The organism is Methylobacter arcticus (genome assembly GCF_050917435.1).
GTDB lineage: Bacteria > Pseudomonadota > Gammaproteobacteria > Methylococcales > Methylomonadaceae > Methylobacter_A > Methylobacter_A titanis.
The window spans coordinates 242,102-265,900 of record NZ_CP159583.1 but is presented as its reverse complement, the minus strand read 5'-3'; the positions used below and the strand labels follow the sequence as shown (position 1 = coordinate 265,900).

Below are 23,799 nucleotides of genomic sequence, written 5' to 3'. Positions count from 1 at the left end.
TTTGCAGTCCCAAGGCTTAGCCTTTGAGGATTTTTTCTGCCGACAGTATTGCCGACATTATCGCCAATACCCCGCACAAACGATCCTCGGTATTCTTGCCCTTAGTCACACTTAAAGCCTTTATTTTCCAAGTATTAAGTGATGACGGTTCCCAAAAATAACTGGGGTCAAATAACTGGAAATAACTGGGGTCATGAAATAACTGGGGTCATGAAATAACTGGGGTCAGATACGAATTATTTTAAAAAAAACAAGTCAATGGGGTCAGACTCGATTGAACCCCGCTGTTTTTTCCTCTTTCCTCCTTTTTTCCCGCTTCCTCCGGCGGCGCCTAATGGGAGGTTATGTTAAATCAATTGAAGGAGTAATCGGGGGGTAGTTATCAATGGGGCTTTCTGTTGTGATATACTTTAATTTTGTTTTGACGAGTTAGGAGAAATGTAATGGCGACCATTATGTTTGATACATTAAAATTCGCCAACACTCTGAAAGAGGCCGGTGTTCCACCCGCACAAGCGGAAGCCGAGGCCACGGCGCTTTCAGATGTGCTGGAGGTTAATCTTAAGGAGTTGGTCACTAAGGACGACTTAAGGCATGAGGTGGAGTTGCTTCGCCGTGACATGCACGACATGGAGCAACGTCTGGTCATTAAACTAGGCGGCTTAATGGCTTTTTCAATTGGGATCGTTGCTGCACTGGTTAAATTGCTCTAAGTGAAACAAAAGTCAAGGTAAGTCAATGGGGTCAGACTCCAATACTGCTACCGCAAATGTAATTAATCTATAAATTACAACTAGATGTAACAAGAATAAGGTTAAGATCAGGCTCTATTCTGATAGAGTACAGGGCATTACCGTGCCCGACGAATAACTTAACCCTGCCACCTATTATGAAAAGCCGCATTCAGCAGCAAATCGACCGATTCAAAAAGTCCTTTTTGCAGTCCCAAGGCTTAGCCTTTGAGGATTTTTTTCTGCCGACAGTATTGCCGACATTATCGCCAATACCCCGCACAAACGATCCTCGGTATTCTTGCCCTTAGTTACACTTAAAGCCTTTATTTTCCAAGTATTAAGTGATGACGGTTCCTGCAAACAGGCAGTCGCAGGCGTATTGGTTGGCCGCATCGTCGATGGACAATCAGCCAATACGGTCAACACGGGGCCTTACTGTAAAGCACGGCAACGCCTACCGCTGAAGGAACTAAGGGAAGCTACCACAGCAGCTGGTTTTCGCCTCCACCAACAGACTCTCGCAGCATGGCGATGGAAGGGTTATAACGTTGTCCTTACCGATGGAGCAACTGTACAGATGCCGGATACACCTGAGAACCAAGCGAACTACCCTCAACTAGACAGTCAAAAACCTGGCTTAGGCTTTCCGATTGCACGTAGGGTTGTACTGATCTCCTTGGCGGCAGGAGCCGTGATGGACTATAGTCTGGGAGCCTATCAAGGTAAAGGGATCAGGGGAAACATCGTTACTCAGCCAACTATTGGGTAGTCTATCAGTTGGGGATTTGCTAATGGCAGACCGATATTACTGCACTTTCGCTATTATCGCTCTCATGCAGGCTCTTGAAGTTCCGGTGCTATTTCCAATACATGCCAGGAAAAAGGTGGATTTCAGTCAAGGTATCCGCCTGGGTATAAGAGATCATTTAATTGACTGGACGAAACCCAAACAGAAACCTGTCTGGATGTCTAAGCAAGAATACGCCGACTTGCCGGAAACGATCACCGTCCGCGAGTTTGCGGTGAATGGGAGGGTCTATGTGACAACACGGCTGAATGCAAAGAGCTTTCATAAGCAAGAGCTTGCCAGGCTTTATAAAAAGCGCTGGACGATCGAGTTGGATTTTCGTTCGATCAAAACCAATAGGGGCATGGAAATGTTGCGGTGTAAAACGCCGGATAGGGTAAACAAGGAAATAGCCATCCACCTACTGGCATATAACATAATTCGTGGGAATTTGGCACAGGCCGCCAGTCTGCATGAAAAGATCCCACGCCAACTTAGTTTCAGATCAGCAGTACAGCTTGTAATTCAAGCTTCCAAGCAGATCGTCGACTTAACAGGGGGCCGGCTTATAAACGCCTTGCAGGCAGTATTAAAGGCGATGGTATCAACACCCATTGGAAAACAAAAACGCAAGAGCCAACCAAGGGCTGTCAAGCGCCGACCAAAACCCTTTCCTTTGCTAACGGTGCCAAGAAACGAGGCATGTTTAATACTCTGATTTTATTTGTTTTATTTTTACGGTAGCAGTATTGGAGTCAGACCCCATTGACTTTCCATTGACTCTGGACTCTGTGACTCTGCGGCTTACAGCGATTAGCGTGTCGTAATCGCCGGATACAAAAAGGCAATACTTACAACAACCAACGCCAAAATCATCAATAAATTAATCATATCAAATATCCCTTAATTCAATTAAATGAATTTCTATCTTACGGCTAACGATGATAATCGAAACCGTCAGAACCACCAACAACACCAACCCTGAATAAAACAAAAGACCGTTCTGCGCATCTAAATACAATTTAGAAACCCCAACAACATCAGCGACCAAAATGGTGACTAATATCTTGAATTGTTCTTTAAGCCAATCCAGTCGAGCCCTAATTTCGTCCAACTTCGGCATTACAAATCTTCCCAATGGGTTGTTTTCGTTACATCGTCAAACGGAACGGAGTTTGAAGACTCTTGAAGTTTTAAGTATAACACAACAAAAAAACGCCATTGATAACTACCCCCAATTATTCCTTCATTTGACTTAACATAAAACAATTTATCGGAATCATAAATCAAAGACCTGACCCCATTTTTTTTTATTGGTTTTGTTGACTTTTTTGTTCAGGCATAAAAAAACCGCCCATCCCCGAAGGAATGAGCGGTTGTTTCAGGGTAATCCGTTACCCAAAGCCATCTAAACGTTAAGGACGGAGTTGCAAACCCCGTCCCGCTTGGAGTCTGTCCCCTATTGCTCTACAACACCGTCAAATGCTCGCTACTTTCGGTATGAACCAGATCACCACTACGCTGCAGTACAAAATAACCGCGTCTTAATGCTTCTTTTTTTGCGGCATCGTTAATGTGGAATGAAGCAATTGCTCCGTATTGCTTGTAGTTCTGGTAAATGGGAAACAGCTTTTTAAAGTGCTTCATCTTGCGGTCTAATTTATCCAGATCATTGGTATGCGCTTTGTATTTGACTTCAACAATGCCGATGGCATCACCATTAGTCATCACCAAATCATATTCTTCCTGGATTTGACCACGATGCTTTTCCATGTTTTTCACCACATCATCAAAATGGACACTACCCAGATGATTGTCTTTTATCAGACTTTGAAAAAAGAACTCTTCGGCCACATCGCCTTGATTCTGCCCAATGTTGCCATACAATTCACCGAGCTTATCAAGCTTACGGGTAGTTTCTTGTTGTGCTATAGCATTAAGCTTCATTTGCTCATCAGTTACCTTTTGAGCAACAGCAAGACCTGCCACTAGCTCTTTTAATTCATCATCAGTCATTTTCTTCTCCCGATAGTCAATGCTGATAATTTTAACATAGCAAACCACAATCACGCACAAAACAGAAACAGCATCTAACTAAGGTCATCTAACTAGGGTCACATCTAACTAGGGTCACATCTAACTAGGGTCAGATACAAATTAAATGCCGTCCTTTTTCTTACGCCACCCAACAGGCCGCCCTACTTTTTCGGGTCTTAGCCTCCTACCTGTCAATTTTTCAATCTCATCCTTAAAACGGTCATGGCCAATTGCCATGCCTTTGTTAGTACTTAATCTGATATCTTCGAGTAGCTCACCTTCTACATGACACGAAAACAAAGCTCGATAATTTTCCATACGCTCATTTTGTGTTTTCCCCAAGCGCAAATATTCAGGGTGCGGAGTGCATAAATCCGACATTTTACCCAATGCATTGATCTGATAACTTGACCAAGCATACTCGCTTGGATCATCCACCATTTTTGCTTAACTCAATATATCGATACAACTCTATCAGGTACTGTTCACTTTGAACCAAACATGATTTGTAGCGCCCTTCCCAAAGCGTACCGCTTCTTCGATACTGATAATTGAAATATTGAACATAACGACGCCCTAGCGATTGCATCATTTGGCTCATCGCTCCCTCCTGTTGTGGCGTACTAAGTAGGTGGACATGGTTTGTCATAAGCACCCAGGCATGAATATCCACAGCGTATTGCTTTGAATATTCCTTCAGCCAGCCCACATAGGCACTATAATCTTCGGGCGCACCGAAACAGCTTTGCCTATTATTACCTCGCTGAATCAGATGAACCGGTACGCCAACGGGCGATATTCTTGGGAGACGAGCCATTAACTATTTCATTTTGATAAGGAATTGTTTATCGCGTAGTGTAGCAAAATAATTCGTATCTGACCCCAGTTATTCCAGATCATGATCAATTTCATAAGCCTCTATCAAATCACCCACAACTGAAACCAAAGAATACAAGGGATGTTGAGCATTATCACGCACAACATCCAGTAAGCCATTAAGCAAATCCGTGGTTTGGACATATTGAGATTCTGATTCGATATGGCTAACAGCTACAACTGATTGTAGCGACTGCCATGCTGGAACAAGTTGATCTATATCGACGACTGCATTCATTTCTTTCTCCAATGGTTTCGATCGTATTCTGCGTGAGACATGACCGCCCGTACATAGATTCGTTGCTTATCATAGTGGATAACAGCAGCTATACGGTATTGGTTGCCGCCCACATCAAAAAGAGTAAAACCATCTACATAATCTGCCGTGTTGAATGTCTGCCTGAGTGCTGGAAACGAATCTGCCTGACACTGACTAGCTTTTTTAAACCAACCATCCATCATCGTTTTAGACTGCGGATGTCGCTCGCAGAAATCTCGCAATGGTTTTTTTGATATAACTCTCATCGCATAATTGTACGTGATCGAAGCAATTTTGCCATTTAATTATAAACACATGCATGAACGGCTGACTTATTAACCTTCAATCGAGTCTGACCCCATTGGTTGGCGGAAAGGAGAGAGAGAAAAAAGAGGAAGAAAACAGCGGGGTTCAATCGAGTCTGACCCCATTGACTTTTATAATAGAGGTCTGTCCCCCTATTGTCCCGAAAAGCGTCGCCTAAAAGCGCCTACTTTTGGTGCCTACCCCTACCCGGCTAGAGCTTGGGAACAAGACAATTCCCCTATTGTTTCTTGTTTCTTGTCTCTTAGGGGTTAAAAATATGATGCAATCTTTTAGCCGTACCATCAGGGACAACGAGTTGCTCAAATAACTTTGCAGGATAAAGATAATCTTCACCGGAATCATCAATAATCCGTAACATGCCATGCAATTCAATATCACTAACGACTTCATAAAGACGACCGATAGTTAGGTCATCTGTAGAAAAATCGCCTAATGCTGTTTTCTCCATACAAACAACAAACTTCATAACCACCTCTTTATTTTTAGCTTAACTTTTCCAATGCCATGCGCTTCATACCAGTGTATTTCGGCCATAGCTACCTCACCATTGAAGCTCTCAACCGCTGCAATACCTTTTTTCTTACGCCAAGTCCCTTGTCCGTACCGTTGTCGAAGTTGATGGAGTTCACGAATACCATTACCTTCCGCAATGGTTTCAATTGCACATACTTGACCAACAATCTTAGGTAATTCTGACATAGCCGAAGTATATCAGATAATTAGAAAGGGAAAAAAGCGGTTTTAATAGGGGTCTGTCCCCTATTGTTTCGATTTAACATAAAAACCCTTATCGGCAACGGAAAGGAGAGAGAGAAAAGAGGAAGAAAACAGCGGGGTTCAATCGAGTCTGACCCCATTGACTTTTTGACCCCATTGACTGTTCATTGGTTACCTTTTTTTGAAATAACGTGTACCTGACCCCAGTTATTACAACAGTTATTACAATACCGTCAAATGCTCGCCACTTTCGGTATGAACCAGATCGCCGCTGCGTTGCAACACAAAATAACCACGCCTTAACGCTTCTTTTTTGGCATCGTCATTGATGTGGAATGAGGCAATGGCTCCGTATTGCTTGTAGTTCTGGTAAATGGGAAATAGCTTTTTAAAGTGCTTCATCTTGCGGTCTAATTTATCCAGGTCATTGGTATGCGCTTTGTATTTGACTTCAACAATGCCGATGGCATCACCATTGGTCATAACCAAATCATATTCTTCCTGAATTTGACCGCGATGCTTTTCCATGTTTTTCACTACATCGTCAAAATGGATACTACCCAGGTGATTGTCTTTTAACAGACTTTGCAAGAAAAACTCTTCGGCCACATCGCCTTGATTCTGCCCAATGTTACCCAGCGTAATACCCATACGGTCCAGTTTTTCAGTCAACATTTTATCGTTGCGCCTTATTTGCTCATCAGTCGCCTTTTGCGCAAGGGCATTGAGCTTCATTTGCTCATCAGTACGGTCTTGAGCAACAGCAAGACTTGCCACCAGTGCCTTCAATTCATCATCAGTCATCTTCTTCTCCCGATATTCAATGCTGATAATTTTAGCATAGCAAACCGCCAATCAACATATAACATCAAGAGCAAATTTAACATAAGCAAAATTATGGGAATCATAAATAATGTGTACCTGACCCCAGTTATTCTAAAGTATCTTAACCAATGCCGCAATGACAGCAACCTGTCCTAACGCCAAGCCGATGCCCCACTTAACCAACTTGTTTTCAAGCTCCAGAAACTTCGAGTCTAAGCGTAACTCCAATTCTCGTAAGTCGCGCTTAGTGGCAATGTCTGTATCGCTTTGTGCGACCTTAAAAGCCTCTGAAACCGCTTCTGCCTGTTTCGCTTCAAAGCCAGCCTCAATCAATGTGCTGATAAATTTATGTGTATCAAATGTAATCGTTGCCATAACAAATTCCAGAAAACCCTAAAATGCTCATACTATACCAAATAAACAAGTGAGCCAAACTCAATTTATTTAACATAATCACCCATTATGCGCCGCCGGAGGAAGCGGGAAAAAAGGAGAAAAGGGAGGGAGGAAAGAAGAAAACAGCGGAGTTCAATCGAGTCTGACCCCATTGACTTTCTAAATAACGTGTACCTGACCCCAGTTATTTTAAATAACGTGTACCTGACCCCAGTTATTTTTCCTATTTTTCCCAGTTATTTTTCCGATAGTTTATAAACAGCAAACAACATCAAAGCAGCCATCAACACCGCAATACCAATAATTGCAACCAAGCCCATTTCCATAACTATAACTCCTTAATCTCTTTTGTTCTCTGAGAAATCTTAATTATCAATAAAAAAATAATTGTCAATAAAAACACTGCAAATAATGCACCCAGCCAAAATATAGAATCTACATTTTTATCATCAAATCGTCTAATTATTCCACCAACTACAATTATCAACATACCAAATGACAAGCTCATTGCCACCCTTAATGTATTTAGAATTTCTTTAACTTCATCTAATTTACTCATAAATTAATCCTACACTGACAGGATTTTATTGTCAATTTAACATAACCGCCAATTATGGGTAACGAGGAAAAATAGTATTTTTAAGGGGTCACATATTAAGGGGTCAGACCCCTTTGTTTTTAACAGGAAAATATAATTGATGTAAATGTGTTTATTTAATATAGGGTCTGACCCCTTTTCATTCTTAGGGTCTGACCCCTTTTCATGACCCCTTTTCATTCTTTGAATAACGTGTACCTGACCCCAGTTATTCCGCATTGACTTTGACCCCATTGACTTTTGTTAGTTATGTCCCGGTGGATGTGAATGGGTTTTTAAATACCAAACCAACCCAGCCCCTATCAAATTTACAATTAACAAAAGTACCAGTAACGATAAAACAGAAGCAGTCATAATTAATTCTCCGAATCGCGTACATAAGACAACACCCATACAGCAACACACTCAATATTAAAGAATCCAATAGTAGATAAAATCAATTGCACCCATGCCACCGGCTGAATGATCAGACCGGTGTAACCAAATACAGCAAATTGAGCGAATGCAATTGCATGTAATGCAGCTGCAATATGTTTAAGTTGATTATTGTTCATGTTTTAAGCATAGCTGGTTATCCACTATAGAGTGGAAATCGTAACATTTCAAAAACCCAATGAGCAACAAAAAACTTTTTTGACCTCAATAATGTGTTTTTCTTAATTTAACATAAACTCAATTATGCGTCGCCGGAGGACGAGGGATTTAATGTAACCTGACCCCTTTTTTTTTCCAGTTATTCCTGAACGCGGTGGCAAGTTAGGGGCTATTTACCGCTTGATGGGTGCTGTTGTCTGATCAGGGTTCAATCGAGTCTGACCCCATTGACTGTTCCAGTTATTTTTTGACCCCAGTTATTTCTTTTTTGGCATTCCCAAGCTGGAGCTTGGGAACGAGACAATTATTAAAATAACGTGTACCTGACCCCAGTTATTTCTTAGGCACCGCCGGAGGACGAGGGAAAAAGGAGAAAAGGAGGGGGAAAGAAGAAAACAGCGGGGTTCAATCGAGTCTGACCCCATTGACTTGTTATAGCAGCTTAACCAACGTAGCAATGACGGCGGCTTGGGCGATTAATGAACCCGCCATCCATTTTATCAGGTCAACTTTTAAGTCAGATGTCACCTTGTCAATTTTTGATTCAAGACGTAGCTCCATTTCGCGCAAATCACGTTTTGTTGCAAAGTCATTATCGCCCTGCGCTTCCTTAAACGCTTCTGAGAAAGCCTCTGCTTGGCTTTCAGGCACACCAGCATCCTTAAGTCTTCGTACAAATTTATGGGTATCAAACGTAATCGTCGTCATTTCGTTTCTCATAACACGTAAAAACATAGCCGGAGTATATCATAACTACAAAAACCGCCCCAAATTGATGCGCATAAACCTTTGCCCCCTGCAAATTTAACATAAAACCAATTATCGGCAGCGGAAAGGAGAGGGAGAAAAGAGAAAGAAAACAGCGGGTTTCAATCGAGTCTGACCCCATTGACTATTTTGAAATAACGTGTACCTGACCCCAGTTATTATTTTTTTCGCGTATCTGACCCCAGTTATTTTCCAGGGAGGGGTATCAATACAAAACCCTTTATGTATAATTACTACCCATTATTCAATAGGAGTTAAATTAATGTCAAAAGCAATAAAATTATCTGAAAGTTTGATTAATGATGCTGTCATTAATGGCAAGGCGCAGCATCGAAGCGCACCTAAACAAATAGAGTATTGGGCTAGGATGGGAAAAATAGTAGATGAAAATCCAGATTTACCATCAACCTTTATTAAAGGTATTTTAACCGGTATAGAAGAAAATAAAGCAGGCGATATATCGGATTATAAATTCGGATGATAGTGAAACAAACCAGCATCTTTAAGCGTCGAGTTAAAAAAATGCATCGTACTGAAAAAGAAGAACTTGATAAAGCAGTTAAAAATATCATCTCTGATCCATCTATCGGTGAAATGAAAACTGGCGATCTAGCAGGCATCCAAGTGCATAAATATAAGCATAATGCTCAACAATATCTTATTGCCTATGAATATATTGATGATGAATTATTGCTCACCTTTATTGAGCATGGGACGCATGAAAATTTTTATCGAGATCTTAAGCATTGATTTAACATAAAGCTCATTATGAGAAGCTTATTTTACTCTGACCCCAATTATTCTGACCCCAGTTATTCATTTTTGAAATAACGTGTACCTGACCCCAGTTATTCCCTTTCACCGCCAACGACTCTTTTGATTTAGTGATTTCTCATATGTTTCTTAAACTCATAATACGAGTCCCACGCCAAATAGCCAATAAACACAACAAATACCAAACCCATAATAAACATAACAAGTGAATTAAGCACCTTCCAACTCCCTAATTAAATAAAGGGGTCAGACCCCTTTGTTTCTATTGAAACTTAACTACATTGCAGCTCGATGCTGATAAACAATAGGCACAGGCAGTTCTTTGTGCTGACTATTCAACAAGTCCACCCATTCGTCAGTAATAACACACAATTGCTTAAATACATCTACTTCATTATCACCGTGACAACAATATTCAATTAAACCTAAAGCTGAGCCCAAATAACAGCCATCCTCTTCAGACCACTCCACTATTTTCAAGTACCTATCACTATCTTTCATGAAGTTAAACCTCCCCTAGCTTTTGTTTGACTAATTTTTCTTGATAAGGCTTTGCATCATCACCTAATCCACCTGAAAGAGTAATCCGAGCACCACTTGGATGCTCATAATTCCGATGACTACCTTTACCACCACGATTAACAAAACCTGCTTTCTCTAAACTACTCAATAATTCTCTAATTTTTGGCGGCATTTTATACCCTAAGCCAGCTTATTGATTTTTTGTTATGGTCAATTTTCTATAACAGAACGTACCACAACACCGCCTAATTCAATATAAAAGTTTCTCAAACCCCTGTCAATTTAACATAACCGCCAATTATGCGCAAAAGATGGCTTTCAATCGAGTCTGACCCCATTGACTATGGGACGCATGAAAATTTTTATCGAGATCTTAAGCATTGATTTAACATAAAGCTCATTATGCGCCGCGCGAGGAAGCGGGAAAAAAGGAGAAAAGGAGAAAAGGAGAAAAGGGATTTAATGTAACCCGACCCCTTTTTTTGCTGATTTTTCTTTGCCTAATTGATATGCAAAATTTTAAGTAACGCCACAATTAATCCGGTTTGCGCAAGTAGCATACCCGCACACCATTTGAGCATATCATTTTTTGCTTCTACAACTGTTTTCTGTGTTTCGGCAATCGACTTTTGTGTTTCAAAACGCAATCGTTCAATTTCAAGCCTGATTTCAGAAATATCCGACTTCGTGGCTGTTTGTTTTTCTAACCAATGTTTTTCGATTTGCAATTGTTGTTCTGCAAAAGCTTCGGCTATTGCTTCAGCCTCAACTTCAGCCAATTTAGGTTCAGCTCCAGCCGCCTTCAATTTATTAGCATATTTCAACGTGTCAAACGTAATCGCTGCCATAATCAAACACTCCGCGAGATTTAAAAATTAAAGTATAACACAACAAAAAACCATCCCTTCGATAAAGGGTAATACTTTCAATCGAGCTGCCCCCATTAAACCAATATAAAAGCATCGTCAACCCTGACAATTTAACATAACCTCATTTTATGCGCCGCCGGAGGACGAGGGATTTAATGTAACCTGACCCCTTTGTTTCGCTTTTTTCCCCGGGGATTTAATGTAACCTGACCCCTTTGTTTTCGTTATTCCTTTTTTTGAAATAACGTGTACCTGACCCCAGTTATTTTTAAGTAATGAGTCTTTATCGACGGCAGCAGACTTTGCGGCAACGCTGTTACTACCTGTTTTAACGCCTGCGACTGCACTGAACGCGGTGGCAAGTTAGGGGCTATTTACCGCTTGATGGGTGCTGTTGTCTGATCAGGGTTCAATCGAGTCTGCCCCCCATTGACTGTTCATTGGTTACCTTTTTTTGAAATAACGTGTACCTGACCCCAGTTATTACCAGTTATTAGACCCCAGTTATTACCTGACCCCTTTATTTAATTAACACCGATCTTTCATAAAGCGTTTCAGGATCAATATCTATATTGCCCGGCCATGCTACAGTGCCATTTTCTACAAAAGCACCTTGAAACACATTCCCAGACTTGAGTCTAGCCCAGGGTTTTTGATCTAAATAAGCCTTCATGTTAAAGGCACGTCGTTCCCCATTTTCAAAATCAAGAAACAGAACAAAATCAGCTTGAACACTCACATGGATGATATCTAGTAACATGTTAATCCCGCTCATTTAAGTGGGTCAATGCGAAAAGGTTCGACACCTTCCGTAGCAAGCTCCCAATCTGCTAACAATTCTTCGCGATGCAAATCGACCCACACCTGCACCATTCGTAATTGTCTTGGTGGTAACTCACCCGCTAGCAGCCTAGCATCTTCAATAGCAATTGATGCCTTATAGCCCTGATAACGAATGTGAATATGCGGAAGATGATGTTTTTCTTGAATTTCAAAAAACATCGAAACAATAATGCCATAAAACATACTGATAGTTGGCATAAAAATAGCCTAATATATTGAATTGAATTGAGAGTTTATTTTAGTTTAAATTTAACATAAACACCATTATGAGAAGCTTATTTTACTCTGACCCCAGTTATTCCAGTTATTATTAAATAATTCGTATTAAATAATTCGTATCTGACCCCAGTTATTTCTGAGCGGTTGTTTCAGGTCATCCGTGAACCTTACCCAGTGCTACCAAGCAGAGCTTGAAGGTAGGCATTCCCAAGCTGGAGCTTGGGAATGAGACATAACGTGTACCTGACCCCAGTTATTATTACGAGGAAGAGGGAAAAAAGGAGGAAAGAGGAAGAAAAAAGCGGGGTTCAATCGAGTCTGACCACATTGTGACCCCATTGACTTTCTTGACTTTGACTTTTCGTCTTTTGACCGTTAGAGCAGCTTTACCAGTGCGGCAACAATACCGATGGACAAGGCCATGAGAGCGCCTAGTTTGATGATTAGGCGCTGCTCAAGATCACGCATTTCACGGTGCATGTCTTCTTTAGTCACCAAGTCCTTGAGATTGACTTCTAGCACCTCAGACAACGCCACAGCCTCAGCTTCCGCTTGTGCAGGTGGAACACCGGCTGCCTTAAGGGTATTGGCAAATTTCAAGGTATCGAATGTAATCGTTGTCATAACAAACCCCAGCAAAGTTTAAATTGCCTGTAGTATACCAAATAATTAAAGTAGCAAAGCTCAATTGATTTAACATAAGCTCCATTATGCGCCGCCGGAGGAAGAGGAAAAAAAGGAGGGGGGAAAGAAGACAACAGCGGAGTTCAATCAATCGAGTCTGACCCCATTGACTTCTTTGACCCCAGTTATTTTTGACTCCTTTGTTTTCTTTTTGAAATAACGTGTACCTGACCCCAGTTATTTTTTTTATTTTTTTTTGAAATAACGTGTACCTGACCCCAGTTATTTCTATCTTTCATGAAGTTAAACCTCCCCTAGCTTTTGTTTGACTAATTTTTCTTGATAAGGCTTTGCATCATCACCTAATCCACCTGAAAGAGTAATCCGAGCACCACTTGGATGCTCATAATTCCGATGACTACCTTTACCACCACGATTAACAAAACCTGCTTTCTCTAAACTACTCAATAATTCTCTAATTTTTGGCGGCATTTTATACCCTAAGCCAGCTTATTGATTTTTTGTTATGGTCAATTTTCTATAACAGAACGTACCACAACACCGCCTAATTCAATATAAAAGTTTCTCAAACCCCTGTCAATTTAACATAACCGCCAATTATGCGCAAAAGATGGCTTTCAATCGAGTCTGACCCCATTGACTATGGGACGCATGAAAATTTTTATCGAGATCTTAAGCATTGATTTAACATAAAGCTCATTATGAGAAGCTTATTTTACTCTGACCCCAATTATTCTGACCCCAGTTATTCATTTTTGAAATAACGTGTACCTGACCCCAGTTATTTACAGTTATTTAATAATTCGTATCTGACCCCAGTTATTTTGACCCCAGTTATTAATTCATTTTTGAAATAACGTGTACCTGACCCCAGTTATTACATCCCCGAAGGAATGAGCGGTTGTTTCAGATCATCCGTGATCCTTACCCAGTGCTACCAAGCAGAGCTTGAAGGTAGGCATTCCCAAGCTGGAGCTTGGGAACGAGACATTTATTTTGAAATAACGTGTACCTGACCCCAGTTATTTGACCCCAGTTATTTAGTGGGAAAGTGGGTCTTTTTAAAGGGGTCTGACCCCTTTGTTTCTTGACCCCTTTGTTTCTTAAAAAAACGTCTTTAGCACCAGCGACAACACGCCAGCCAGCAATACGCCCATCATCCACTTAAGGACAACCAAGTCTGTATAAATGGGTGCCAGAACCTTATCTAGTCGGTTATCCAGATAGTCCTTGGTAACCAATGTTTCTTGTGCGTCAGCAATCACCCGCACCACCGCTTCAGCCTGATCTTGCGGAATTCCTGCCGACTTTAGTTTGTCTACCAGCTCTAGGGTATCGAAGGTTATGGTGGTCATAGTTATGACCTCCTAACGTTAAGTAAGTGATCACTGAAGATATAGAAAGAATGCCATACTGTCAATTGTTATACCGTTTGCACATCAAAATTCGGCTTTTAAAATCTCCTCGGCAACAGCTCCTGCATTGCTCTACCTCCTGCATCCATGCAAGTCGTCCAGCAGGAGAGGAAGCCAGTTGCCGAAGTTATTTTGTGCGCGTTCCTTAGCCAGATACTTCAGCCAGCCAGCCGTATAAATGTGTGTTTTTAAAGGGGTCTGACCCCTTTGTTTTCTGTGACCCCTTTGTTTTCTGGACCCCTTTGTTTTCTGGACCCCTTTGTTTTCTGAAATAACGTGTACCTGACCCCAGTTATTTACAGTTATTTAATAATTCGTATCTGACCCCAGTTATTATTTTTTACCAGTTATCCCTTCCCGCATTTTTGAAATAACGTGTACCTGACCCCAGTTATTCTTCTCAAAACGCAGAGCAAAAAAAAACCGCCCATCCCCGAAGGAATGAGCGGTTGTTTCAGGTCATCCGTGAACCTTACCCAGTGCTACCAAGCAGAGCTTGAAGGTAGGCATTCCCAAGCTGGAGCTTGGGAACGAGACATAACGTGTACCTGACCCCAGTTATTTTGACCCCAGTTATTTTTTGCGGCGGCAGACAAGGAAAAGGGAGGGAAGAAAGAAAACGAGTGGGAAAGTGGGTCTTTTTAAAGGGGTCTGACCCCTTTGTTTGTTCATTGACTTCTTTGACCCCAGTTATTTTTGACTCCTTTGTTTATTTTTCTGAAATAACGTGTACCTGACCCCAGTTATTTAAGCTCAATTGATTTAACATAAGCTCCATTATGCGCCGCCGGAGGAAGAGGAAAAAAAGGAGGGGGGAAAGAAGACAACAGCGGAGTTCAATCAATCGAGTCTGACCCCATTGACTTCTTTGACCCCAGTTATTTTTGACTCCTTTGTTTTCTTTTTGAAATAACGTGTACCTGACCCCAGTTATTTTTATGAGAAGCTTATTTTACTCTGACCCCAATTATTCTGACCCCAGTTATTCATTTTTGAAATAACGTGTACCTGACCCCAGTTATTCACAAAACGCAGAGCAAAAAAAAACCGCCCATCCCCGAAGGAATGAGCGGTTGTTTCAGGTCATCCGTGAACCTTACCCAGTGCTACCAAGCAGAGCTTGAAGGTAGGCATTCCCAAGCTGGAGCTTGGGAACGAGACATAACGTGTACCTGACCCCAGTTATTCATAACACAACACAAAAACAGCTCTATTATCAGAAACCAACTTTTAAATTTAACATAAAAACCCTTATCGGCAACGGAAAGGAGAGAGAGAAAAGAGGAAGAAAACAGCGGGGTTCAATCGAGTCTGACCCCATTGACTATGGTGTAGCAAAATAATTTGTACCTGACCCCAGTTATTTACAATTGATTTAACATAAGCTCCATTATGCGCCGCCGGAGGAAGAGGAAAAAAAGGAGGGGGGAAAGAAGACAACAGCGGAGTTCAATCAATCGAGTCTGACCCCATTGACTTCTTTGACCCCAGTTATTTTTGACTCCTTTGTTTTCTTTTTGAAATAACGTGTACCTGACCCCAGTTATTTTGACCCCAGTTATTATTAATTTAACATAAAACCAATTATGCGCCGCCGGAGGAAGCGGGAAAAAAGAAAAAAGGGGAAAAGGGATTTAATGTAACCTGACCCCTTTTTTTGACCTGATGGGGCTGTTGTCTGATCAGGGTTCAATCGAGTCTGCCCCCCATTGACTGTTCATTGGTTACCTTTTTTTGAAATAACGTGTACCTGACCCCAGTTATTTTTGGCAAATTTCAAGGTATCGAATGTAATCGTTGTCATAACAAACCCCAGCAAAGTTTAAATTGCCTGTAGTATACCAAATAATTAAAGTAGCAAAGCTCAATTGATTTAACATAAGCTCCATTATGCGCCGCCGGAGGAAGAGGAAAAAAAGGAGGGGGGAAAGAAGACAACAGCGGAGTTCAATCAATCGAGTCTGACCCCATTGACTTCTTTGACCCCAGTTATTTTTGACTCCTTTGTTTTTTTTTGAAATAACGTGTACCTGACCCCAGTTATTGCCTGACCCCAGTTATTGGAGGACGAGGGATTTAATGTAACCTGACCCCTTTTTTTTTGGTTTTTTTTGAAATAACGTGTACCTGACCCCAGTTATTTGGTGGGAAAGTGGGTTGTTTTAAAGGGGTCTGTTTTAAAGGGGTCTGACCCCTTTGTTCTTTTACCTGACCCCAGTTATTTTTGACCCCAGTTATTTTTATTTTTTTTTGTTGTTTTAAAGGGGTCTGACCTCTTTGTTTTTCTTCTTTGAAATAACGTGTACCTGACCCCAGTTATTTTGACCTCATTGACTTCTTTGACCCCAGTTATTTCTAATGTAACCTGACCCCTTTGTTTCTCCTTTGTTGCTTCATTTTTGAAATAACGTGTACCTGACCCCAGTTATTTCCAAGCAGAGCTTGAGGGTAGGCATTCCCAAGCTGGAGCTTGGGAACGAGACAATGTAACCTGACCCCTTTTTTTGACCCCATTGACTGCATTGGTTTTTTTTGAAATAACGTGTACCTGACCCCAGTTATTTACAGTTATTTAATAATTCGTATCTGACCCCAGTTATTATTGACTGTTCATTGGTTACCTTTTTTTGAAATAACGTGTACCTGACCCCAGTTATTTCTTTGTTTCTTTGATGGGTGCTGTTGTCTGATCAGGGTTCAATCGAGTCTGCCCCCCATTGACTTTCAGTTATTACCTTTTTTTGAAATAACGTGTACCTGACCCCAGTTATTCCTAACGTGTACCTGACCCCAGTTATTTTCTAAATTTAACATAAGCGCCATTATCGGCAGCGGCGGCAGACAAGGAAAAGGGAGGGAAGAAAGAAAACGAGCGGGAAAGTGGGTCTTTTTAAAGGGGTCTGACCCCTTTGTTTCTCAGTTATTATGACCCCAGTTATTATTGACTGCATTGGTTTTTTTTGAAATAACGTGTACCTGACCCCAGTTATTATGTTTTGAGTTATTTATGTAAATGTGTTTATTTAATATAGGGTCTGACCCCTTTTTTGTGTTTTTTGAAATAACGTGTACCTGACCCCAGTTATTACAAGGAAAAGGGAGGGAAGAAAGAAAACGAGTGGGAAAGTGGGTCTTTTTAAAGGGGTCTGACCCCTTTGTTTTAAAGGGGTCTGACCCCTTTGTTTTGTGACCCCAGTTATTTTTGACTCCTTTGTTTTTTTTTTGAAATAACGTGTACCTGACCCCAGTTATTTTCTTTAAATTTAACATAAGCGCCATTATCGGCAGCGGCGGCAGACAAGGAAAAGGGAGGGAAGAAAGAAAACGAGCGGGAAAGTGGGTCTTTTTAAAGGGGTCTGACCCCTTTGTTTCGAACACTCACATGGATGATATCTAGTAACATGTTAATCCCGCTCATTTAAGTGGGTCAATGCGAAAAGGTTCGACACCTTCCGTAGCAAGCTCCCAATCTGCTAACAATTCTTCGCGATGCAAATCGACCCACACCTGCACCATTCGTAATTGTCTTGGTGGTAACTCACCCGCTAGCAGCCTAGCATCTTCAATAGCAATTGATGCCTTATAGCCCTGATAACGAATGTGAATATGCGGAAGATGATGTTTTTCTTGAATTTCAAAAAACATCGAAACAATAATGCCATAAAACATACTGATAGTTGGCATAAAAATAGCCTAATATATTGAATTGAATTGAGAGTTTATTTTAGTTTAAATTTAACATAAACACCATTATGAGAAGCTTATTTTACTCTGACCCCAGTTATTCCAGTTATTATTAAATAATTCGTATCTGACCCCAGTTATTTCTAATTCGTATCTGACCCCAGTTATTTCTTAGAGCAGCTTTACCAGTGCGGCAACAATACCGATGGACAAAGCCATGAGAGCGCCTAGTTTGATGATTAGGCGCTGCTCAAGATCACGCATTTCACGGTGCATGTCTTCTTTAGTCACCAAGTCCTTGAGATTGACTTCTAGCACCTCAGACAACGCCACAGCCTCAGCTTCCGCTTGTGCAGGTGGAACACCGGCTGCCTTAAGGGTATTGGCAAATTTCAAGGTATCGAATGTAATCGTTGTCATAACAAACCCCAGCAAAGTTTAAATTGCCTGTAGTATACCAAATAATTAAAGTAGCAAAGCTCAATTGATTTAACATAAGCTCCATTATGCGCCGCCGGAGGAAGAGGAAAAAAAGGAGGGGGGAAAGAAGACAACAGCGGAGTTCAATCAATCGAGTCTGACCCCATTGACTTCTTTGACCCCAGTTATTTTTGACTCCTTTGTTTTCTTTTTGAAATAACGTGTACCTGACCCCAGTTATTTCTCAGTTATTTCATCATCAGTCGGTCGACCAACACAAAACGCAGAGCAAAAAAAAACCGCCCATCCCCGAAGGAATGAGCGGTTGTTTCAGATCATCCGTGATCCTTACCCAGTGCTACCAAGCAGAGCTTGAGGGTAGGCATTCCCAAGCTGGAGCTTGGGAACGAGACATAAGGGATTTAATGTAACCTGACCCCTTTGTTTTGCTCTTTCTTGACCCCAGTTATTCTTACGTTTGCAGCTTTTTAAAAAAACGTCTTTAGCACCAGCGACAACACGCCAGCCAGCAATACGCCCATCATCCACTTAAGGACAACCAAGTCTGTATAAATGGGTGCCAGAACCTTATCTAGTCGGTTATCCAGATAGTCCTTGGTAACCAATGTTTCTTGTGCGTCAGCAATCACCCGCACCACCGCTTCAGCCTGATCTTGCGGAATTCCTGCCGACTTTAGTTTGTCTACCAGCTCTAGGGTATCGAAGGTTATGGTGGTCATAGTTATGACGTCCTAACGTTAAGTAAGTGATCACTGAAGATATAGAAAGAATGCCATACTGTCAATTGTTATACCGTTTGCACATCAAAATTCGGCTTTTAAAATCTCCTCGGCAACAGCTCCTGCATTGCTCTACCTCCTGCATCCATGCAAGTCGTCCAGCAGGAGAGGAAGCCAGTTGCCGAAGTTATTTTGTGCGCGTTCCTTAGCCAGATACTTCAGCCAGCCAGCCGTATAAATGTGTGTTTTTAAAGGGGTCTGACCCCTTTGTTTTTTGGCACGAACAGCATGTACCCACCCTACCCTGGCTAATGTGTTTTTAATACAGGATAAATTAACACTACAGCGATCACTACAAATGCCATAATCATAAACAACGTAGCCATTACAATTCCTCCAATTCGTTAAAGTGACGTTCAATCTTTCTGCTTATATCCATACAAACATAAAGCAAAAAAGGTAACAGCAAGCCTCCCAGATAAAATAGCACATCAATCGTGTTATCCAAATACAATTTGGACATACCAGCAACATCAGCCACCATAACCGTGATTACAACCTTAAAAAGCTCTTTCAGCCAATCAATGCGTGCCTTTACCCCATCAATCTTTGCCACAATGAAACTCATGATTATAAAAGTTATGATTATAACACAACACAAAAACAGCTCTATTATCAGAAACCAACTTTTAAATTTAACATAAAAACCCTTATCGGCAACGGAAAGGAGAGAGAGAGAGAAAAGAGGAAGAAAACAGCGGGGTTCAATCGAGTCTGACCCCATTGACTATGGAAATAACGTGTACCTGACCCCAGTTATTTCTATAATTCGTATCTGACCCCAGTTATTCATAAATGTGTGTTTTTAAAGGGGTCTGACCCCTTTGTTTATGACCCCTTTGTTTTTAAAACAAAGGGGTCTGACCCCTTTGTTTTTTTACCCAGTGCTACCAAGCAGAGCTTGAAGGTAGGCATTCCCAAGCTAGAGCTTGGGAACGAGACAATGTGTGTGTTAAAAAAGGGGTCTGACCCCTTTGTTTTCCAGTTATTATTTTCAAGGAAAAGGGAGGGAAGAAAGAAAACGAGTGGGAAAGTGGGTCTTTTTAAAGGGGTCTGACCCCTTTGTTTTTTCTTTTGTTTTTTAAAGGGGTCTGACCCCTTTGTTTTGAGGAAAAGGGAGGGAAGAAAGAAAACGAGTGGGAAAGTGGGTCTTTTTAAAGGGGTCTGACCCCTTTGTTTTTCACTAAAATAACGTGTACCTGACCCCAGTTATTCTGCCGCTTTTAGCCTATTGGCATACTTCAAGGTATCAAACGTCATTGCAGCCATAACCAAATACTCATCAAAAATCACTAAAATCAAAGTATAACACAACAAAAATCCCCATTGATTACGAACCCGATTATTCCTTCATTTGATTTGATTTGATTTGATTTGATTTAACATAAAAGAAAGTAATTATAGACAGCGGGCGGGAGAGGGAATGCAAATGTGTGTGTTAATAAAGGGGTCTGACCCCTTTGTTTTGGAAGGACGAGGGATTTAATGTAACTTGACCCCTTTGTTTCTAGGGATTTAATGTAACCTGACCCCTTTGTTTTGGCCTGTTCGGGATCGAGTAACCATGCTGTAGGCAATTTAGTCGTCAGCACATCATCAGTCGGTCGACCAACACAAAACGCAGAGCAAAAAAAAACCGCCCATCCCCGAAGGAATGAGCGGTTGTTTCAGGTCATCCGTGATCCTTACCCAGTGCTACCAAGCAGAGCTTGAAGGTAGGCATTCCCAAGCTGGAGCTTGGGAACGAGACATCAGGGTTCAATCGAGTCTGCCCCCATTGACTTGTTTTGACCCCATTGACTGTTGACTTCCGGATTTAATGTAACCTGACCCCTTTGTTTGACCCCAGTTATCTTTGACCCCAGTTATTTAGTGGGAAAGTGGGTCTTTTTAAAGGGGTCTGACCCCTTTGTTTTCAAGCTGGAGCTTGGGAACGAGACACAAAACGTAAGGCATAAAAAAACCGCCCATCCCCGAAGGAATGAGCGGTTGTTTCAGATCATCCGTGAACCTTACCCAGTGCTACCAAGCAGAGCTTGAGGGTAGGCATTCCCAAGCTGGAGCTTGGGAACGAGACATACGGCCGTAGATTAAGCCGCGTTAGCAAAGTTACCAACTACCAAGCTGCCAACAGCAACATCAGACATTACGCCAACCAAGGTGATTTCACTAGCGATAATTGCATTATCTGCTGAATTTACGTAGTAAACCGCAGTTCCACCAGTAGCAACACCGACAGAAATCAGGAAGTTGTTTTGACCAACTACAGCACCTGTGATAGTGCCCCCTACTGCTGCCAACAGGTTAGTACCAGTCAGCGAGTTTGCCGAAGTCGCGTCAGCAATTGTAGCGCCGGTAAATGCGATCACTTCAGCAGCGGCATTCCCTGTCAAATTACCAGTCGCCGATACTGTTTGAAGCGATGCCGCTGAACCAAAGTTATCAGTACCAGTAAGCGTAGCAACACCAGAATTGAAATTGAACACATCACCAGTCGTGGCACCTGAACGGAAACCAGTAATGATGTCACGATCAACACCCAACAAGCCAGCAATAGAGATTTTGATTGTGTCGATTGCAGCAGTTGTTTGCACGAGGTTGATCGTGTCAACGCCAGCACCGCCAGTGATCGTGTTTGTACCGTTACCACCAGTGATCGTGTCAGCTAACTGTGTACCCACAATAACGTCTGCACCGTTGCTACCAACGATGACAGCGCCAGTGACAGACGCTTGGCTCAACGCCACGTTCAAGAAGGCTGTTCCTGTCAAAGCGGACGCATTAACAGTGCCAACAACGGTGCCAAGAGCAGCGCCGCTGACATTAACACTTTGTCCACCGGTAACAATGAGCGAAGTCAATGCAGTGTCAGTCAGGTTGAATGTTTGCACACCAGTCGCGTTAGTCGTATCGATAGTTACAGACTCAACACCAGCCAAGGCAATTGTTGACGTTGCTGTAGTTACACCGCCGCGCATGTCCAGCGTAACAGCATTCGCAACACCACCATTAGTTGCATCGGTAATATTGAAGGTGTACAAACCAGTAGTAGCACCGAGATCGCCATCAAAACGGATGTTGTTAGAGCCAGTAGCAGCAGCAGTCAGGCCGTTAAAAGTAATAGCCGCTGCATCGGTATCGCCTTGATCAGCAATGCGAACGTTGTTGATAGCACCAAAAATAGCAGCGTTAATTACAGTTGCAGTATTAGTAGCATCGTTAGCGATTTCAAGCGTTTCGATATTCGTTACACGGTTAGCCGTTGCAAATGCAGCAAGCGTAGCCGCATTAGCTGACAAAGTGTCAACACCGGCACCGCCGTTAATCAAATCAGTTGCGCCCAGTTCCCCTACAAACTGAAAGCGGTCTGCGCCTGTACCACCGGTAACAGTGTGAGCAGCGGTACCGAAGCCAGAGATTGTCACAGCACCCGTTGCTGCAGAAGCATCGATGGTTGTGGCAGTAGTTGTAACATTACCACCAAGAGCCAAAGTCACAGCAGTCGAACCCGAGATATTAACTCGTGTTGTAGCCGTGTCGTTAGACGTCAATGTGATTGCATTTGCAGTGCCGGTAGAAACCAAATTGATTGTTTCTACGCCAGATGCATTAGCTGTTGTGCTGTTAATGTTCACAGCTGCATTAACTGTTACACCGCTAACGGTCAGTGTCACCGCGTCAGTCGCGCCGAGAACCGCTGCATCGGAATACACAATAGTCGTAGCTTGAGCTGTATTCAACACATTCACTGCGCCAACTGCGGCAACTGCGTTTGTAGTTTCGCCAACAATCAAAGCCGCTGAACTTGCATTGTTCGTGATGCTGGTTACACCAGTCAGGCCAGCCAGCGAAACAGTAGTTGCTCCAGTTGCATTGAACGAGAGGTTCTCTACGTTTCTAACTTGCGCAGCAGTAAGTGTCAAGTTACCAGTCGTTGAAACAACAAGTGTGTCTGTACCAGCACCACCATCAATTGTATCCAATGCGCCAAAGTTTGCCTGAAGAGTTTGGATTGTGTCGTTGCCAGCAGTACCAACGATGGTATCAATACCAGTAGTGAGCGTAAAAGTAGTCCCAACATCAGTACCTGAAGAAACATCAGGAAACCTAACATTAGCCACATTACCCGCCACCAACGCATAAGCTTCAGCGTTAGCCACCTTAGTATTATAAGCCGTAGCCGCAGCGCCGAAATTGGCGTCATTGGTCAAGCCGACAAACAGGTCCAGCAGGTCGTTGACGGCCGCGCCGCGAAAGCTAGGTGAATTGGCATTCAATACAGCGACAATATAGTCGGTCGCTTGTTTGATCGCAGTCGCACCGGTGATGTTCAGGTTGGCAATCAAGGTAGCCGCCACAGTCGTGGTAGGTGTTGTACCGACGCTTTGGACATAAACCTGGTTCAACAAAGCATCGGTGCTGCTTGTGGATACGCTAGCCTGAGCCACTAACTGGTTCATCAGCGTGCTGCCGATAGCGACGCCGTACAGCGCGCCAGCATTACGGGCAATAATTGTTTGAGTTGTAACTAATGTAATAGCCATTTGTGGCACCTTATATAATGTTATTAAAAAAAATAAACTTTCTGCAAAAAGCCGAGTCAGCCTTTAAGCTGCACTCGATCAAGCGCACTGCAGCGTTAATGCGTTTGATCCAATACAGTTTGTGTGTAAGCCGACGGCGGGCTGAT

General features: G+C 42.2%; 29 protein-coding genes and 1 pseudogene. 4 read left to right on the top strand and 26 right to left on the bottom strand.

All coding sequences use genetic code 11. The annotated features are described in order from the left end of the window. Positions 1-443 precede the first annotated feature (443 nt). Together ABXJ76_RS01280 and ABXJ76_RS01275 are read left to right on the top strand one after the other, a co-directional pair. A complete protein-coding gene (locus ABXJ76_RS01280) occupies positions 444-713 on the top strand; it encodes a DUF1640 domain-containing protein (RefSeq protein WP_432743364.1) in 270 nt (89 codons plus the stop codon). Positions 714-889: 176 nt separating this feature from the next. Beyond that, positions 890-2,239, top strand: a pseudogene (locus ABXJ76_RS01275) (IS4 family transposase). A gap of 174 nt (positions 2,240-2,413) precedes the next feature. On the opposite strand, the gene ABXJ76_RS01270 reads toward ABXJ76_RS01275, so the two are convergent. The 13 genes from ABXJ76_RS01270 to ABXJ76_RS01210 all read right to left on the bottom strand — a co-directional run bounded on the left by ABXJ76_RS01270 (position 2,414) and on the right by ABXJ76_RS01210 (position 8,870). Next, positions 2,414-2,644 (bottom strand): hypothetical protein, encoded by a 231-nt coding sequence (locus ABXJ76_RS01270; protein WP_432743362.1) that lies wholly within the window; start codon positions 2,642-2,644, stop codon positions 2,414-2,416. Between the two features lie 344 nt (positions 2,645-2,988). Next, positions 2,989-3,537: a hypothetical protein gene (locus tag ABXJ76_RS01265; protein WP_432743360.1), complete on the bottom strand. Its 549-nt coding sequence runs from the start codon at positions 3,535-3,537 to the stop codon at positions 2,989-2,991. A 141-nt stretch (positions 3,538-3,678) separates the two neighbouring features. Continuing rightward, positions 3,679-3,999, bottom strand: a complete 321-nt coding sequence (locus tag ABXJ76_RS01260) for a hypothetical protein (RefSeq protein WP_432743358.1) — start codon at positions 3,997-3,999, stop codon at positions 3,679-3,681. Continuing rightward, a complete protein-coding gene (locus ABXJ76_RS01255; protein ID WP_432743356.1) occupies positions 3,989-4,375 on the bottom strand; it encodes a transposase in 387 nt (128 codons plus the stop codon). Before ABXJ76_RS01255 ends, ABXJ76_RS01260 begins: the two co-directional genes overlap by 11 nt. Before the next feature lie 69 nt (positions 4,376-4,444). Then, positions 4,445-4,672 carry a hypothetical protein gene (locus ABXJ76_RS01250; RefSeq protein ID WP_432743355.1) on the bottom strand — a complete coding sequence of 76 codons (228 nt, stop codon included), beginning with the start codon at positions 4,670-4,672 and terminating at the stop codon, positions 4,445-4,447. Then, complete coding sequence (locus ABXJ76_RS01245) at positions 4,669-4,959, bottom strand: type II toxin-antitoxin system HigB family toxin (protein ID WP_432743353.1); 291 nt, start codon at positions 4,957-4,959, stop codon at positions 4,669-4,671. The genes ABXJ76_RS01250 and ABXJ76_RS01245 overlap by 4 nt, the downstream gene beginning before the upstream one ends. A 302-nt stretch (positions 4,960-5,261) precedes the next feature. Next, positions 5,262-5,486: a hypothetical protein gene (locus tag ABXJ76_RS01240; RefSeq protein WP_432743351.1), complete on the bottom strand. Its 225-nt coding sequence runs from the start codon at positions 5,484-5,486 to the stop codon at positions 5,262-5,264. Beyond that, positions 5,483-5,719, bottom strand: a complete 237-nt coding sequence (locus tag ABXJ76_RS01235; protein WP_432743349.1) for a hypothetical protein — start codon at positions 5,717-5,719, stop codon at positions 5,483-5,485. Before ABXJ76_RS01235 ends, ABXJ76_RS01240 begins: the two co-directional genes overlap by 4 nt. 240 nt (positions 5,720-5,959) lie before the next feature. Next, positions 5,960-6,541 (bottom strand): hypothetical protein, encoded by a 582-nt coding sequence (locus ABXJ76_RS01230; RefSeq protein ID WP_432743347.1) that lies wholly within the window; start codon positions 6,539-6,541, stop codon positions 5,960-5,962. A 132-nt stretch (positions 6,542-6,673) separates the two neighbouring features. After that, complete coding sequence (locus ABXJ76_RS01225; RefSeq protein ID WP_432743345.1) at positions 6,674-6,937, bottom strand: DUF1640 domain-containing protein; 264 nt, start codon at positions 6,935-6,937, stop codon at positions 6,674-6,676. Between the two features lie 349 nt (positions 6,938-7,286). Beyond that, positions 7,287-7,517 (bottom strand): hypothetical protein, encoded by a 231-nt coding sequence (locus tag ABXJ76_RS01220; RefSeq protein WP_432743343.1) that lies wholly within the window; start codon positions 7,515-7,517, stop codon positions 7,287-7,289. 395 nt (positions 7,518-7,912) lie between these two features. Further along, the gene (locus ABXJ76_RS01215) at positions 7,913-8,110 is read right to left on the bottom strand and encodes a hypothetical protein (protein ID WP_432743340.1); all 198 of its coding nucleotides are present in this window, start codon (positions 8,108-8,110) and stop codon (positions 7,913-7,915) included. Positions 8,111-8,582: 472 nt separating this feature from the next. Beyond that, the gene (locus ABXJ76_RS01210; RefSeq protein WP_432743338.1) at positions 8,583-8,870 is read right to left on the bottom strand and encodes a DUF1640 domain-containing protein; all 288 of its coding nucleotides are present in this window, start codon (positions 8,868-8,870) and stop codon (positions 8,583-8,585) included. Between the two features lie 310 nt (positions 8,871-9,180). On the opposite strand from ABXJ76_RS01210, the gene ABXJ76_RS01205 reads away from it, so the two are divergent. Both ABXJ76_RS01205 and ABXJ76_RS01200 read left to right on the top strand, forming a co-directional pair. Beyond that, entirely contained in the window at positions 9,181-9,399 is a 219-nt protein-coding gene (locus ABXJ76_RS01205) for a TA system antitoxin ParD family protein (protein WP_432743336.1), read from the top strand. Positions 9,400-9,440: 41 nt separating this feature from the next. Continuing rightward, positions 9,441-9,668, top strand: coding sequence for a type II toxin-antitoxin system RelE/ParE family toxin (locus ABXJ76_RS01200; protein WP_432743334.1), 228 nt, complete (start codon positions 9,441-9,443; stop codon positions 9,666-9,668). Between the two features lie 300 nt (positions 9,669-9,968). Here ABXJ76_RS01200 and ABXJ76_RS01195 read toward each other — a convergent pair whose 3' ends face one another. From ABXJ76_RS01195 to ABXJ76_RS01135, 13 genes are all read right to left on the bottom strand, one after another. After that, entirely contained in the window at positions 9,969-10,193 is a 225-nt protein-coding gene (locus ABXJ76_RS01195; RefSeq protein WP_432743332.1) for a hypothetical protein, read from the bottom strand. 4 nt (positions 10,194-10,197) lie between these two features. Beyond that, positions 10,198-10,386, bottom strand: a complete 189-nt coding sequence (locus ABXJ76_RS01190; protein WP_432743327.1) for a type II toxin-antitoxin system HicA family toxin — start codon at positions 10,384-10,386, stop codon at positions 10,198-10,200. 328 nt (positions 10,387-10,714) lie between these two features. Continuing rightward, positions 10,715-11,062: a DUF1640 domain-containing protein gene (locus tag ABXJ76_RS01185; protein WP_432743331.1), complete on the bottom strand. Its 348-nt coding sequence runs from the start codon at positions 11,060-11,062 to the stop codon at positions 10,715-10,717. A gap of 541 nt (positions 11,063-11,603) precedes the next feature. Beyond that, a complete protein-coding gene (locus ABXJ76_RS01180; RefSeq protein ID WP_432743329.1) occupies positions 11,604-11,843 on the bottom strand; it encodes a DUF2442 domain-containing protein in 240 nt (79 codons plus the stop codon). A gap of 11 nt (positions 11,844-11,854) precedes the next feature. After that, positions 11,855-12,124 carry a DUF4160 domain-containing protein gene (locus ABXJ76_RS01175; protein ID WP_432743325.1) on the bottom strand — a complete coding sequence of 90 codons (270 nt, stop codon included), beginning with the start codon at positions 12,122-12,124 and terminating at the stop codon, positions 11,855-11,857. A 396-nt stretch (positions 12,125-12,520) separates the two neighbouring features. Beyond that, positions 12,521-12,769 carry a DUF1640 domain-containing protein gene (locus ABXJ76_RS01170; protein ID WP_432743324.1) on the bottom strand — a complete coding sequence of 83 codons (249 nt, stop codon included), beginning with the start codon at positions 12,767-12,769 and terminating at the stop codon, positions 12,521-12,523. A 303-nt stretch (positions 12,770-13,072) separates the two neighbouring features. Next, a complete protein-coding gene (locus tag ABXJ76_RS01165) occupies positions 13,073-13,261 on the bottom strand; it encodes a type II toxin-antitoxin system HicA family toxin (RefSeq protein ID WP_432743327.1) in 189 nt (62 codons plus the stop codon). Between the two features lie 632 nt (positions 13,262-13,893). Further along, positions 13,894-14,145, bottom strand: coding sequence for a DUF1640 domain-containing protein (locus tag ABXJ76_RS01160; protein ID WP_432743322.1), 252 nt, complete (start codon positions 14,143-14,145; stop codon positions 13,894-13,896). A 3,474-nt stretch (positions 14,146-17,619) separates the two neighbouring features. After that, the gene (locus tag ABXJ76_RS01155) at positions 17,620-17,889 is read right to left on the bottom strand and encodes a DUF4160 domain-containing protein (protein ID WP_432743325.1); all 270 of its coding nucleotides are present in this window, start codon (positions 17,887-17,889) and stop codon (positions 17,620-17,622) included. 171 nt (positions 17,890-18,060) lie between these two features. Further along, positions 18,061-18,309 (bottom strand): DUF1640 domain-containing protein, encoded by a 249-nt coding sequence (locus tag ABXJ76_RS01150; protein WP_432743324.1) that lies wholly within the window; start codon positions 18,307-18,309, stop codon positions 18,061-18,063. A 488-nt stretch (positions 18,310-18,797) separates the two neighbouring features. Continuing rightward, on the bottom strand, positions 18,798-19,049 hold the full coding sequence (locus ABXJ76_RS01145; protein ID WP_432743322.1) for a DUF1640 domain-containing protein: 252 nt from the start codon (positions 19,047-19,049) through the stop codon (positions 18,798-18,800). Positions 19,050-19,434: 385 nt separating this feature from the next. Continuing rightward, entirely contained in the window at positions 19,435-19,665 is a 231-nt protein-coding gene (locus ABXJ76_RS01140; protein ID WP_432743320.1) for a hypothetical protein, read from the bottom strand. A 1,534-nt stretch (positions 19,666-21,199) separates the two neighbouring features. Then, positions 21,200-23,653 carry a beta strand repeat-containing protein gene (locus tag ABXJ76_RS01135; RefSeq protein ID WP_432743318.1) on the bottom strand — a complete coding sequence of 818 codons (2,454 nt, stop codon included), beginning with the start codon at positions 23,651-23,653 and terminating at the stop codon, positions 21,200-21,202. Positions 23,654-23,799 lie beyond the last annotated feature (146 nt).